Below are 13,693 nucleotides of genomic sequence, written 5' to 3'. Positions count from 1 at the left end.
CGCCGATCGGGACCCCGCTCAAGCGAATTGCCACTCAGAAATCAGCTCCTTAGTCGGACCTACGAGAGGGGTCCAACTTCGGTGCTGATTTACACGTACCCGGCCATTCCTCGACCAGTCGCCCTCTGAGGCTCCAAAACTCGCGACAAAGAGCCCGCCCGGTTGTTACCCGGGTTGCTGCGCGTGGGATAAGCTCAGCGTGCTCGTTCCACGGAATATGCGTTATCGAGCAGAGGGCGGCGACCGCGCCAAAGGCTTCGGTTGTGACTGCGCTGCACTGGGACAAATGTCCAATATTGCGCCATGACCGAGTAACCTTCGGCAACTACTGTTTGGTGCTTGAAGCGGCCCGTGTCGTCGTCGCCAAAGGAATTATCTTGCGTGCATCCACGGAAATACGCGCGGAACTGCTACGAAGAGTCAGTTGCCGAGATCGCGACGTGATCCTCTCACACCATCGCTCGACTTGTGAGCGGTCCGGTCCGATCTTGGAGCCACTGGAAGATCCGATGAAATCGAAACGGTTGCAGCGCTGGCTTGAAGGCTCCCTGCATTCTGCGAGATGAGGAACGCAATCCTTAGTGCTCCCCCAGAGTTGGCGGGGAACCGACTACACAGATAGGCGCTCATCTTCGCTGAAGCGTGGGCGGCGGAACGTCACCCGGCTGTTTCATCTCCCAAGATGCATGCTCGAGCGATGGTTCGGGTCGCTTACGGACGACACTCCACAGCGCGCCATCGCATTGGCTTACATAGAGGGGCAGCCAACCTTGCGCATCGGAAGATGCTTTCCCATCAAATTACTGCGGAGTTCTACGAGCGGCGTATCAGTCCGAGCAATTGATCCTTACGGCGCGACACGTACTTTCCACTAAATAAGTTTGTTGAGTCTTAAGTCGGAATTAACCAACCGTTAACCATGCGGGTCAACAGTCGGCGGACAGTTTGTCCAGTCGGTCGATTGTCCTCTGAAGGGAGTGCCGCTCGTGGGTGTCATCACGGTCTTCCGTGGGCTTTGAATCTGGCACCAGGTTGTCCCGGAGCGAACGCCGTTTCATCCCCAACGTAGCGCTTGGCTTTGCGGTGCCGCTCTGTCTTACATTCGTAGTTCCACCAAGCGCCGCGTATTCCCAGATCGCCCCCAGCCAGGTGACGCCGCAGACGCTGCGGCCCGCACTTTCGATCGGGCCCGTCGGACTGCCCGCCGAGGGCCGAGTCCGATTGCAGGCCCCGACGGGCTCCGAACGTCTCAGCGTTGTGGCCGGACGCGTCGCGATCACCGGATCGTTCGAGGAGCTTGCTCAAGAAACCCGCGCGCTGGTTGCGACGATCGAGAAACAGCGGGTCACCGTGGCCCAAGTCTATGAATTTGTCGGCGCGTTGGAACAGGCCTACGCGCGCGCCGGCTATGTCCTTGTCCGAGTAACGGTGCCCGAGCAGAAACTAAACGACGGCGGAATCGTGCGCATCGTCGTGATCGATGGCTTCATCGAGGCCGTCGGCGTCGAACAGGTTCCGCCGCGGATACGCGCGGTGGTGGCTTCGCGGATGGCCCCATTGATCGGGCGCGGTCATATCACTCTCGCCGAGATCGAACGGCTGCTCTTGACTGCAGGCGACGTGCCGGGCCTGCGGCTGAAAAGCACACTCGCGCGCGGCAAGATGATGGGCGGCGCGCTGTTGGTGCTCGAGGGCACCCAACGGCTGGTGAGCGCGACAGCCGGCATCGACAACCGACTTCCCGCCTCGCTGGGAAGCTGGAGCTACGGCACCAGCGCCGCTCTCAATTCGGCACTCGGGCTCGGCGAACAGTTCTACGCATCGGCGCAAGCAAGCGGCGATCCGGGACTGCTGTTCGACTCCGCATCTCCGTTGCGGGTGCTTGGGGCCGGTGCCGTGTTGCCGCTCGGCAGCGATGGCTGGGTCCTGAATCCGGAATACACCAATGCGCGCAGCCAGCCCCGGCCGGTCGTTGGCAGCCTCTCCAGCATCGGCCAATTCGAGCGCTTCGCGGTGCGAACATCGTTTCCTGCGATTCGGACCCGCAGGACGTTGCTGAGCTTCAACGCGGCGTTCGAACATATCGAGCAGAGCATTGCGTTGCCGCTGTTCTCCGCCGACCTCAACCGGGATCGCTACAACGCATTTCGCGCCGGCGCGTCCTTCGACACCGGGTTGCCCGCCTGGGGCAGCGCGCTGCAGCTCAACGCCGGGTTCTCCCAAGGTGTCGGCGGACGCGATCAATCCGATGCACTGGCCTCCGGCGTGCCGCTGTCGCGACAGGGTTCAGACCCCTATTTCTCCAAGGCGACGTTCGACGCGCGCGTGTTTCAGCCGCTGCCGTACGGATTGAACTTCGATCTCATAGGCCGTGCACAGACCTCGTTCGGCCATCCATTGTTCGTCTCCGAGCAGTTCGCGCTGGACGGCCCGCAGGCACTATCGGCCTTTTCAACCGGAACGTTGAACGTCGATGAGGGCGGGACATTGCGGGTCGAGCTTGCGCGCCCGTTTGCCGCGATGGGCACAGCGGTCCCGATCGTGCTGTCACCATACGGCTTTGGCAGCGTCGGAGCCGGCCGGCTGATCGCGCCGACCATCCTCGAATTATCCACCATTCGGGGCGGGTCGGTCGGCGCCGGCGTGCGCAGCGGCATCGAACTTGCCGGCGGATACCAAGGCCTCACGCTGGGGCTGGAAGTGGCGCGGCAATTCTCAAATCTGCCTGACCTGCCGCATGCTTGGCGCGGAAATGTCGTCATGAACGTGCGGTTCTGATGGTGATCGCGATCACCGAATTTCAAGCCGTCTCGCCCACGACGATTCACTTTCGGAAGGATCTGTATGTGTTGCGCAATCTCCTTAGCCCAATCGTTTGTGGTCCGCTTGCCCTCAGTCTTTCGCTGAGTGGAGCTCCGTCCGCTGTGGCCCAGAACCTGTTGCCGCAAGGCGGCACGGTCACGGCGGGGAGTGCTGCGATCGGTGCTCCCATCGGCAACACCCTGACCATCAACCAGACCTCGGCGGTCGCGGTCGCGAACTGGACGTCATTTTCCGTCGGACAGCCAAACAGCGTCACGTTCAATCAACCGGCAAGCACCTCGGCAATCTTGAATCGGGTCACCGGCGAGACGCCGTCGACGATCGCCGGCAGCCTGCGCGCCAACGGGCAGGTGTATCTCGTCAACCCGAACGGCATCGCGATCACGCCGACCGGAACGGTCGATGTCGGCGGTGGCTTTGTCGCTTCGACGCTCGACATCAGCGATAGCGATTTTATGGCGGGCAGGCGGGTGTTTACCGGCAACGGCAGTTCGGCCGCTGTCGACAATGCAGGTGCTATCACGGTCGGCCGCGACGGCTTCGTCGCGCTGCTCGGCGGCACCGTCTCCAATTCCGGGACCATCAAGGTGCCGCTCGGCAAGGTCGGACTGGGATCAGGCGAATCCATCGTGCTCGATCTCGCCGGTGACGGATTCATGCAGGTCGCGGTGCCGACCGCCGCATCCGGCAACGGCAAGGCGCTGGTGGACGTCTCCGGTCGGATCGCCGCGGCGGGTGGCTCGATCGCGCTGCGAGCGGCCACGGTGAAGCAGGCGATCCGCGACGCGGTGAACGTGTCGGGAAGTCTCTCCGCCCGCTCGGTTTCGGGGCGCTCCGGCGCGATCGTGCTGGGCGGCGGCGCGGGCGGCAACATCACCGTGACCGGCAAACTGAACGCCTCGGGGGGCCGCAAGGCCGGCACGGCCGGCGGCGGCGCTATCGCTATCGAAGGTCACGACGTCACCGTCGTCGGCGCACGTCTCGCCGCCACCAGCAAGGGCGCGACCGGCGGCGCGATCACCCTCACGGGTCATGCCGTGTCGATCGATAACGCCGCGCTCGACACATCTGGCGCCACCGGCGGCGGCAGCATTCTGATCGGCGGCGGTTATCAGGGGCGTGGCTCGCTTGCGCATGCCGACTCGGTCTCGATTGGACCTGGTGTTATTCTGAAAGCCGACGCGACCGGCAACGGCAACGGCGGAACGATCGTGGCATGGGCGGACGGCACGACCCGCGTTGCCGGGACGCTCTCCGCCCGCGGCGCCCTGCTGGGCAATGGCGGCACCGTCGAGACCTCCGGGCATCGGCTCGACGTCGCCGGCATCTCGGTCAACGCGACGGCGCCGCACGGTGCCGCAGGCACCTGGCTGCTCGATCCGTTCGATCTGACGGTGACCGACACCGCATCGACGGCGCCGCAATCGCCGACCGGGACCTGGACCCCGACCGCCGGCGGCAGCGTCGTCAGCAACAGCGATATCAGCGCCGCGCTGAATGGCGGCACCAATGTCGTGCTGCAGACCGGCAGCGCCTCGGCCCAGGCCGGCAACGTCAACGTCAACGCGGCGATCTCGTGGAGCGCCAACACCACGCTGACGCTCAACGCGACCAACAACGTCAACGTCAACGCGAACATCACCGCCACCGGCGACACCGCCGGCCTGGCGATCAACCCGAACACCCCGACCAGCGGCGAGGCCGCCAGCGGATCCGGCGTCTATGTTCTCGCCCACCAATCCGCGATCACGCTGTCCGGCGCGACCCCCGCGCTGTCGATCGGCGGAATCGGTTACACGGTAATCAACAGCCTCGGACTGGAGGGCGATGCGATCCTGGCACCCGCCACGCCGACCTTGCAGGGCCTCTCGGCCTCGGACATGACCGGGCACTACGCGCTCGGCAGCAATATCGACGCCAGCGCAACGGCGACCTGGAACTCGGGGCTTGGGTTTGCGCCGATCGGAACACTCGTGCTCCCGTTCACCGGTACGTTCGACGGGCTCGGCCATGCGATCAGCGGTCTCGTCATCAACCGCCCCGTCACCGCGGATCAGGGCCTGTTCGGATCGACCGGGTCCGCCTCCCTGATCCGGAATGTCGGACTCGTGGCGGGCAGCGTTAACGCGCTCAGCTCCGGCGGCGGCCTGGTCGGAAGCAATACAGGCACCATCATCAACAGCTACAACACCGGCACCGTCAGCGGCGGCAGCAGCCTTGGCGGCCTGATGGGCAGCAACACCGGCGCGGTCAGCCGCAGCTACGCCACCGGAGACGTCAACGGCACCAGCAGCGTCGGCGGCCTGATGGGCAGCAACACCGGCACCATCGAACAGAGCTATGCCACCGGCAACGTCTTCGGCACCACTTACGTCGGAGGCCTGACCGGCAGCAGCACGACCGGCATCGTCAGCAACACCTACGCGACCGGCAGCGTCACCGGCACCACCAGCGTCGGCGGACTGATGGGAGCCAACTCCAGCTCGGTGGTGAACAGCTATTCGACCGGCGCGGTGAGCGGCGGCAACAGCGTCGGCGGCTTGCTGGGCAGCAACTCTGGAGCCGTTACCAGCAGCTACTGGAATCTCGATACTTCCGGACAACCGGCCTCGCCGGGCGGCACCGGACTCACCGGCGCGCAGATGCAGCAGGCAGTCAACTTTCCCGGCTGGGATTTCACCAGCATCTGGACCATCTATAACGGCAACACCAATCCGCTGTTGCGCACGTTCATGGTGCCGCTGACGGTGACGGCGTCGGGCGCAACCAAGGTCTACGACGCGCAGCCGTTTGCCGGCGGCAACGGCGTCAGTTATTCGACCGCGCCCGACGGAAACCTGCTCGGAACGGTGAGCTACGCCGGGACCGCGCAGGGCGCGGTCGATGTCGGCAACTATTCCATTGTGGCGAGCGGCCTGTATTCCAACCAGCAGGGATACGTCGTCAGCTATGTGGACGGCGCGCTCGCGGTGACGGCAGCGCCCGTCACCGTCACGGCCGATTCGCAATCGCGCTTCTACGGCGCGGCCAATCCGGCGCTGACCTATACCAGCTCCGGCCTGGTCAATGGCGACAGTCTGTCCGGCGGCCTGTTCACTGCCGCCGATCCGACCTCGAATGTCGGCCTCTACGGCATCACCCAGGGCACGCTTGCAGCATCCTCGAACTATGCGATCAGCTACACCGGAGCAAACCTCAGCGTCACCGCCGCTCCGCTCACCGTCACCGCCGACGCGCAATCGCGGCTGTACGGCGCCGCCAATCCGGCGCTGACCTATACCAGCTCCGGCCTGGTCAACGGCGACAGTCTGTCCGGCGGCCTGTTCACTGCAGCCGGTCCGACCTCGAATGTCGGCCTCTACGGCATCACCCAGGGCACGCTTGCCGCATCCTCGAACTATGCGATCAGCTACACCGGAGAAAACCTCAGCGTCACCGCCGCTCCGCTCACCGTCACCGCCGACGCGCAATCCCGGCTGTACGGCGCCGCCAATCCGGCGCTGACCTATACCAGCTCCGGCCTGGTCAATGGCGACAGTCTGTCCGGCGGCCTGTTCACTGCCGCCGGTCCGACCTCGAATGTCGGCCTCTACGGCATCACCCAGGGCAGCCTTGCCAACTCCAATTACGCGATCAGCTATATTGGGGCCAATCTCAGCGTCACCGCGGCTCCGCTCACCGTCACCGCCGACGCGCAATCGCGGCTGTACGGCGCCGCCAATCCGGCGCTGACCTATACCAGCTCCGGCCTGGTCAACGGCGACAGTCTGTCCGGCGGCCTGTTCACTGCCGCCGGTCCGACCTCGAATGTCGGAATCTACAGCATCACCCAGGGCACGCTTGCCGCGTCCTCGAACTATGCGATCAGCTATACCGGCGCCAACCTCAGCGTCACCGCGGCTCCGCTCACCGTCACCGCCGATGCACAATCCCGGCTCTACGGCGCGGCCAATCCGCCGCTGACCTATACCAGCTCCGGCCTGGTCAACGGCGACAGCCTGTCCGGCAGCCTGTTCACTGCCGCCGGCCTGACCTCGAATGTCGGTCTCTACGGCATCACACAGGGCACGCTTGCCGCGTCCTCGAACTATGCGATCAGCTATACCGGCGCAAACCTCAGCGTCACCGCGGCTCCGCTCACCGTCACCGCCGACGCGCAGTCCCGGCTCTACGGTGCCGCCAATCCGGCGTTGACCTATACCAGCTCCGGCCTGGTCAACGGCGACGGTCTGTCCGGCAGCCTGTTCACTGCCGCCAGCCCGACCTCCAATGTCGGAATCTACGGCATCACCCAGGGCAGCCTTGCCAACTCCAATTACGCGATCAGCTATACCGGCGCCAACCTCAGCGTCACCGCGGCTCCGCTCACCGTCACCGCCGACGCGCAGTCCCGGCTCTACGGTGCCGCCAATCCGGCGTTGACCTATACCAGCTCCGGCCTGGTCAACGGCGACAGTCTGTCCGGCAGCCTGTTCACTGCCGCCAGCCCGACCTCCAATGTCGGAATCTACGGCATCACCCAGGGCAGCCTTGCCAACTCCAATTACGCGATCAGCTATATTGGGGCCAATCTCAGCGTGGCCGCGGCTCCGCTCAGCGTGACCGCCGATGCACAATCCCGGTTCTATGGCGCCGCCAACCCAGCGCTGACCTATACCAGCTCGGGCCTACTGAACGGCGACAGCCTGTCCGGCAGCCTGTTCACTGCCGCCGGTCCGACCTCGAATGTCGGTCTCTACGGCATCACACAGGGCAGTCTGGCCAACTCCAATTACGCGATCAGCTATATTGGGGCCAATCTCAGCGTAACCCCAGCACCCCTCGCGGTCACTGCCAATGCCCAGTCGCGGCTATACGGCGTCGCCAATCCAGCTTTGACCTATGTCAGCTCCGGCTTGGTCAATGGCGACAGCCTCACCGGCGGCCTCGCAACGAATGCCACAATCGCGTCCAGCCCTGGCCCATATCCCATCCTCCGAGGTACACTAGCCGCCTCCGCCAACTACATTTTGAGTTACGCAGGCGCCAACCTCATCGTCACGGTGCCGCCCACGCTCCCTGCCTTCCCGTCGTCGCTGGCCGACCTCACTCCCAAGATCCGCCCGGTGATCTTTCCAAGCTATTTCGCCACGAGCTTTATCGACGCAGCCAACTTTAATGACGTGCAGTTTGGCGAGCGGTTGTCATGCGACGAAAGCAAGTTGTTCTCCGCGTTCGAACACTACTATCGGCTCGACCTATCGACGATTGCTTGCGTTTGCTCATATCAGCGCAATACCTATACGGTCTGGTAGCGTATCGGCGCGCTTCTCTGCAAGTTTTAGACTACAGAATGCGCCAACTCCTACGTCAACTACGGATACGCGTCAGCGTAGGGCAATCATGCTCTATCCTCTCGGATGATACAGGCTTCGCAAGTTTGGCCTCGTGCAATTCAGCAAGTGTGTAATCCTCTCACCAGCGGCATCATCTTCGCCAGCCGGAAGCTGATGTTTAGGCAGATTATTGCGGTGATCGCCATGTCGGCGAATGCAGCGAAGGGCAAGGCCGCACTGCAGGTCGCCCGTGAACTCGGAGTTCAGACCAAGACGGCATGGTCGAATCCGATGAAGTTGAGAGAAGCATTGGCCGCAAGACGGAAGCAGATGTTGCTCGACGACCGTGTGGAAATCGACGGCATGTACCTCGGTGGTCACATCCGGCAGGAGAACCGCAAAGAGGATCGTGATGATCGACGCAAGATCCAGTCGCCGCAACGTGTGGTCGTGATGGCAGCGCGTGAGCGCTGCTTGATTGGGCAGACGTTCACCCGGGTAACCCCGACCGAGAACGCCGATTGAGCCTGGGACATCGTCCGAACTCACGTGAGCCGCAAAGCTCACGTCTATGCCGACGAACATCTTGCATATGATGGACTCTGCGGCCTCAATCCGCTCACCCGGGTGGACCATTCGGAGGCCTACCGGCACGGTCTTGGCGTTTCGACCAACATCATCGAGAGCTTCTTCTCTCGCGTCAGGCGCGCATAACCGTTCTAGAAGGCAGCCATCCTGCTCGGAATGCGGCGCTCGCGCGCTCACCGGCAATCAGTTGTGGGTATAGCGTCCCGCTGAATTGCCGATTTGCGCGATCGCCGAAGTGGAACAGCTCCGTATTGAAGACGGGGTTGTTTTTGATGTGCTGCAAAGTCCTTGCTCATCCGCCTATTGTGGACGGCATTGCCAACGACCAGCCGCCGGCGGGCGCTGCGGCGCACACTTCGCCCAGCGCGACCGGTCAGCTGGCGAAGTAACGCGCTGGTGTGGTGCCGAGCGCCTTCTTGAACATCACGATGAAGGCCGTGGCCGACTCGTAGCCGAGATCGCTCGACACCCGCTGCACCGTCGCGCCGCTGGCGAGTTCGCGCAGCGCGATGACGAGATGCAGTTGCCGCCGCCAGCGGCCGAAGCTCAGTCCGGTTTCCTGAACCATCAGCCGCTTCAAGGATCGCTCGCTCATGGCGACGTGGGCGGCCCATTCGGCGAGGGTGCGGCGGTCGCTCGGCTCTGCGGTCAGGGTAGCGGCGATCGCGCGCCAAGCTCACCCGCAATCTGCTGAACGCCGGGCATCAGGTGAAGGCGCTGTCACGCGGCGGTGCGGCGCTCGACGCGCTGGTCAAGCTCGGCGCCGAGCCGTGTTTGGGAAGCTTCGACACCGGGGCCGGCGACCTCGGCTCATTCTTTCGGGATGCCGATGCGGCGTTCCTGATGGTGAAGACCGATTGGAACAACATCCACGGGCACTACCCTGCAGTCGCCCGGCGCTTTGTCGACGCGCTTCGCAATTCTCCGGTCAGGCTGGCTGTCAATTTGACGTCGATCGGATCCGAGGTGAAGGGCGACACCGGCCATTTTGCGGGCTTCCACCAGCTGGACCAAGCGCTCAACCAGCTCAGTGATGTCGATCTGGTGCATCTGCGTGCCTCCTGGTTCATCGAGAACACGCTGGCCTGGGCGGCGGCCGTCGCAAGGCATGGCGCACTCGGCTGGTCACTCGATCCTGATCGGAAGACGCCCTGGGTGGCGACCGACGACATCGCCAATCTGGCGGCGAAGGAATTGACCAACCCGACGGGCGAACACCGCGTGATCCGGGAGGTCGGTTCGGAAGATCTCACGATGCCCGAACTCGCCGCGATCATCAGCCGGGAGATCGGCCGGCCGGTGGCGTATCGCTTCGTCGACCGCAAGCGGCAGGATATCGAAGCCGAATTTCTCAAGCGGTTCGGCACGCCCGAGCAATGGCTCGATGACAGCCAGACCTTCGACGCCCTGAACGATGGGCGGGTCCGGTTCCATGGCCATCGCAGTCCGCTGCCGACCTCGATGGAAAGCTTCATCAGGGACGTGTGGAAGCCGCGTTATCTGGCGACGCTTGCTGACGACCGCGAACCCGAAACATTTCCGACGTGGAGCTCAAAGGACTAGCGTGCCGAACATCGCCTTGTTGCAACGGGCGAGCAGGCCGGCAGGTCGAGCCGGGGGCGGCATCACGGCGCCGGCTCGGCTTCGCTGAGCTTGCTGGCGAGAATCTTGTCGATGCGGCGGCCGTCGAGGTCGACGATCTCGAAGCGCCAGCCGTGATCCTCGAAATGATCGCCGACCTGCGGCAGCGCGCCGAAATGCTGCAGCACCAGGCCGGCCACGGTGTGATAGTCGCGATGCTCGGGGATCGGGATCGCCAACAGATCGCCGAACTCGTCGACCGGCATCCAGCCGGACACCAGCAACGAGCCGTCGGTGCGGTACACGTAAGCGGGCTCGGCCGGGCCGGTCTCCGAACTGAACGAGCCGACGATGGATTCCAGAATGTCCGCGGTGGTGACCACGCCTTCGAAGGCGCCGTATTCGTCGTACACCAGCCCCATATGCACCGCGGAATGCCGCAGCACCGCCAGCACGTCGCGGGCGTCGGCGGTGGAGGGGATCACCGGCGCGTCGCGCACCAACGCGCGGACGTCGGGCTTCTCGCCGCGCATATAGACCACCAGCACGTCCTTGGCCTGGATGATGCCGATCGGGTTGTCGCGGTCGCCGTCCGACACCGGCAGCCGCGAATGCGGGCTGGCGGCAAAAATCTCGCGGATGGTGTCGGGATCGTCGTTGAGATCGATGACGTCGACCTCCGGCCGCGGCGTCATCACCGCGCCGACCGGCCGGTCGCCGAGCCGCATCACGCCGGCGATCATTTCCTTTTCGCCGGGCTCCAGCACACCGGCGGTCTCGGCTTCCAGCACCAAGCTGTGGATCTCGTCCTCGGAGACCTTGTCCTCGGTGGCGCCGCTCTGTCCGAGCAGCGCCAGGATCGCCTTGCCGGACAGATCCAGCACGAACACCAGCGGCAGCGACACCGTGGCCAGCACCGCCATCGCCGGTGCCACCCTGACCGCCACCGCCTCGGGGTCGCGCAGCGCCACTTGCTTCGGCACCAACTCGCCGACGATCAGGGTGGCGTAGGTGATCAGCGTGACCACAAGGCCGAAGCCGAGAATTTCCGCCGCGCCAGGGCCGACGCCGGCCTCGAGCAGCCAGGCGCTCAGCCGCTGCCCCAGCGTGGCACCGGAAAACGCACCGGACAGCACGCCGACCAGCGTGATGCCGATCTGCACGGTGGAGAGGAATTTGCCGGGATCGGACGCCAGCCTCAGCGCGGTGTCGGCGCCCTTGATCTTCTTCTGCGCCAGCAGGGCCAGTCGCGCCGGCCGCGACGAGACGATCGCCAGTTCGGACATCGATAGCAGGCCATTGACGACGATCAGGACGACGACGATTGCAAGTTCAGCAGCGAGCATGGGGACGGGGGCCGATCCGGTCGTGGGTGGGATCCCCAACATAAGCGCTGCGGCGGAATTTCCCCAGCCGGACCGCGAGAAAGAGTCGGCGGAGAGCCGAATAAATCGCTATGGCAATCGCTTAAACTGAAAATTTGATCCATTACATCAGAAGTGCCTGCCAATCGGGCGCGGTTCAACCCTGCGACTCGGCGGCCTTGGCGGCGTTCCACAGCGCGTCCATTTCGGCCAGCGAGGCGTCGGCGCAACCGCGGCCCTGCGCCGCCAGCGCCTGTTCGATGAAGTGGAAACGCCGTTCGAATTTGGCGTTGGTGCCGCGCAACGCGCTCTCCGGATCGGCGCCGACATGGCGCGCAAGGTTGACCAGCGCGAACATCAGGTCGCCGGTCTCGGCGGCGATCTCGGCGCTGTTGCCGGCATCGAGCGCGGCTTCGATCTCGTCGGCTTCCTCGCGGATTTTCGCCAGCACCGCACGCGGGTCATTCCAGTCGAATCCCACGGTCGAGGCCTTGCGCTGCAGCTCCATCGCCCGGGTCAGCGCCGGCTGGCCGGGCTTGACGTCCGACAGCAGCGACGGCGTCTGCGCGGGCTGCTCAGGCCGTCGCGCCGCGCGCTCGGCTTTCTCCTCGGCCTTGATGCGGTCCCAGGCGCCTTCGACGTCCGACGGCGTCAAGCGACCGGCGCTGTCTGCAAACACATGCGGATGGCGGCGGATCATCTTGCGGGTGATCGCCTCGACCACGTCGCCGAACGAGAACACGCCTTGTTCCTGCGCCACGCGGGCGTGGAACACGACCTGCAGCAACAGGTCGCCGAGTTCGTCGCGCAGATCGTCGAGGTCGTGTCGCGCGATCGCTTCGGCGACCTCATAGGCTTCCTCGATGGTGTAGGGCGCGATGCTGGCGAAGTCCTGTTCGAGGTCCCACGGGCAGCCGGAACCCGGCGTGCGCAGCGCCGCCATGATTTCGAGAAGACGGGCGATATCGCGGGACGGAGTCATGGCACACCGAGGCTTACGACGGACGCGCTCTCTATGCCGCAGGCGTCGTCCCCAGCCCAGCGAAAATCGGCGTTCGCGCCCGCCGGGTTTGGCGCGGCCGGCCGGCGATGCTAAGGGCAGCCGATGAGCCAGATTTTGCCACACGACGCCGCCCTGGTGCTGTTCTCCGGCGGCCAGGATTCCGCCACCTGTTTGGCCTGGGCGCTGTCGCGCTTTGCCCGGGTCGAGACGCTGGGTTTCGACTACGGCCAGCGCCACGCCGTCGAACTCGACTGCCGCGACCGGCTGATCGATGGCCTGAAACAGATTCATCCGGACTGGGCGAAAAAACTCGGCGACAGCCACACGCTGTCGATCCCGACGCTGGCGACGATCTCCGACACCGCGCTGACCCGCGACGTCGCCATCGCGATGGGCGCCGACGGATTGCCCAACACCTTCGTGCCCGGGCGCAATCTGCTGTTCCTGACCTTCGCTGCCGCCTTGGCGTATCGCCGCGGTATCGGCGCCCTGGTCGGCGGGATGTGCGAGACCGATTACTCCGGCTATCCGGATTGCCGCGATGCCACGCTGAAGGCGCTTACCACCGCGCTCAATCTCGGCATGGCGACCGATTTCGAACTGCACACCCCGCTGATGTGGCGCGACAAGGCCGCGACCTGGGCGCTGGCGCATGAACTCGGCGGCGACGCCCTGGTCGACCTGATCCGCGAAGACTCCCACACCTGCTATCTCGGCGAACGCGGCGCGCGGCACGATTGGGGCTATGGCTGCGGCGAATGCCCGGCCTGCCAGCTCCGCGCCAAGGGCTGGCGGGAATATGAGGCGGGCAAGGCGAGCTAGGCCTGAGCAAGGACATGCGGCCAGGGCAAACAATTCTGCTGCAGAAAGCGTGCCCCGGACGCAGCGCACCGCGCCGCCCTAGCGGCGTGGTGCGCTGCAGAGCCGGGCGGTTACGGATCGCAGCGCTTGGAACGGTTCCCGGGTCAGCGGCGCAGCGCCAAGAGCGCTGCACCTTGCCCGGGACACGGCGTCTCGCC

Annotated in this window: 6 protein-coding genes and 2 pseudogenes; 5 read left to right on the top strand and 3 right to left on the bottom strand. The window is 64.7% G+C overall.

Going from position 1 to position 13,693, the window contains the following annotated elements; all coding sequences use genetic code 11:
- Positions 1-1,221 precede the first annotated feature (1,221 nt).
- The 3 genes and pseudogenes from HNR60_RS02515 to HNR60_RS24365 all read left to right on the top strand — a co-directional run bounded on the left by HNR60_RS02515 (position 1,222) and on the right by HNR60_RS24365 (position 8,852).
- A complete protein-coding gene (locus HNR60_RS02515; RefSeq protein ID WP_184253947.1) occupies positions 1,222-2,778 on the top strand; it encodes a ShlB/FhaC/HecB family hemolysin secretion/activation protein in 1,557 nt (518 codons plus the stop codon).
- A gap of 146 nt (positions 2,779-2,924) precedes the next feature.
- On the top strand, positions 2,925-8,117 hold the full coding sequence (locus HNR60_RS02510; protein ID WP_184253945.1) for an MBG domain-containing protein: 5,193 nt from the start codon (positions 2,925-2,927) through the stop codon (positions 8,115-8,117).
- A gap of 105 nt (positions 8,118-8,222) precedes the next feature.
- Positions 8,223-8,852: pseudogene (locus HNR60_RS24365) on the top strand (IS1595 family transposase).
- 247 nt (positions 8,853-9,099) lie between these two features.
- Here HNR60_RS24365 and HNR60_RS02495 read toward each other — a convergent pair.
- Positions 9,100-9,393 (bottom strand): annotated as a pseudogene (locus HNR60_RS02495) (helix-turn-helix domain-containing protein); the annotation flags it as partial.
- A gap of 20 nt (positions 9,394-9,413) precedes the next feature.
- On the opposite strand from HNR60_RS02495, the gene HNR60_RS02490 reads away from it, so the two are divergent.
- Complete coding sequence (locus HNR60_RS02490; protein ID WP_184254359.1) at positions 9,414-10,289, top strand: NmrA family NAD(P)-binding protein; 876 nt, start codon at positions 9,414-9,416, stop codon at positions 10,287-10,289.
- 62 nt (positions 10,290-10,351) lie between these two features.
- Here HNR60_RS02490 and HNR60_RS02485 read toward each other — a convergent pair whose 3' ends face one another.
- Positions 10,352-11,653 carry a hemolysin family protein gene (locus tag HNR60_RS02485; RefSeq protein WP_184253939.1) on the bottom strand — a complete coding sequence of 434 codons (1,302 nt, stop codon included), beginning with the start codon at positions 11,651-11,653 and terminating at the stop codon, positions 10,352-10,354.
- A gap of 175 nt (positions 11,654-11,828) precedes the next feature.
- Positions 11,829-12,653 (bottom strand): nucleoside triphosphate pyrophosphohydrolase, encoded by an 825-nt coding sequence (gene mazG, locus HNR60_RS02480; protein ID WP_184253937.1) that lies wholly within the window; start codon positions 12,651-12,653, stop codon positions 11,829-11,831.
- A gap of 123 nt (positions 12,654-12,776) precedes the next feature.
- On the opposite strand from mazG, the gene queC reads away from it, so the two are divergent.
- Positions 12,777-13,496: a 7-cyano-7-deazaguanine synthase QueC gene (gene queC / locus HNR60_RS02475; protein ID WP_184253935.1), complete on the top strand. Its 720-nt coding sequence runs from the start codon at positions 12,777-12,779 to the stop codon at positions 13,494-13,496.
- The last annotated feature ends 197 nt before the right edge of the window (positions 13,497-13,693 follow it).

This window comes from Rhodopseudomonas rhenobacensis, from assembly GCF_014203125.1.
Taxonomy (GTDB): Bacteria; Pseudomonadota; Alphaproteobacteria; order Rhizobiales; family Xanthobacteraceae; genus Rhodopseudomonas_A; species Rhodopseudomonas_A rhenobacensis.
This window is presented reverse-complemented; position numbering and strand designations above follow the sequence as displayed.

Excerpts from the sequence above, each read along its gene's own strand:
- HNR60_RS02485 (WP_184253939.1), bottom strand. The coding sequence starts at position 11,653 with ATGCTCGCTGCTGAACTTGCAATCGTCGTCGTCCTGATCGTCGTCAAT.
- queC (WP_184253935.1), top strand. The coding sequence starts at position 12,777 with ATGAGCCAGATTTTGCCACACGACGCCGCCCTGGTGCTGTTCTCCGGC.
- mazG (WP_184253937.1), bottom strand. The coding sequence starts at position 12,653 with ATGACTCCGTCCCGCGATATCGCCCGTCTTCTCGAAATCATGGCGGCG.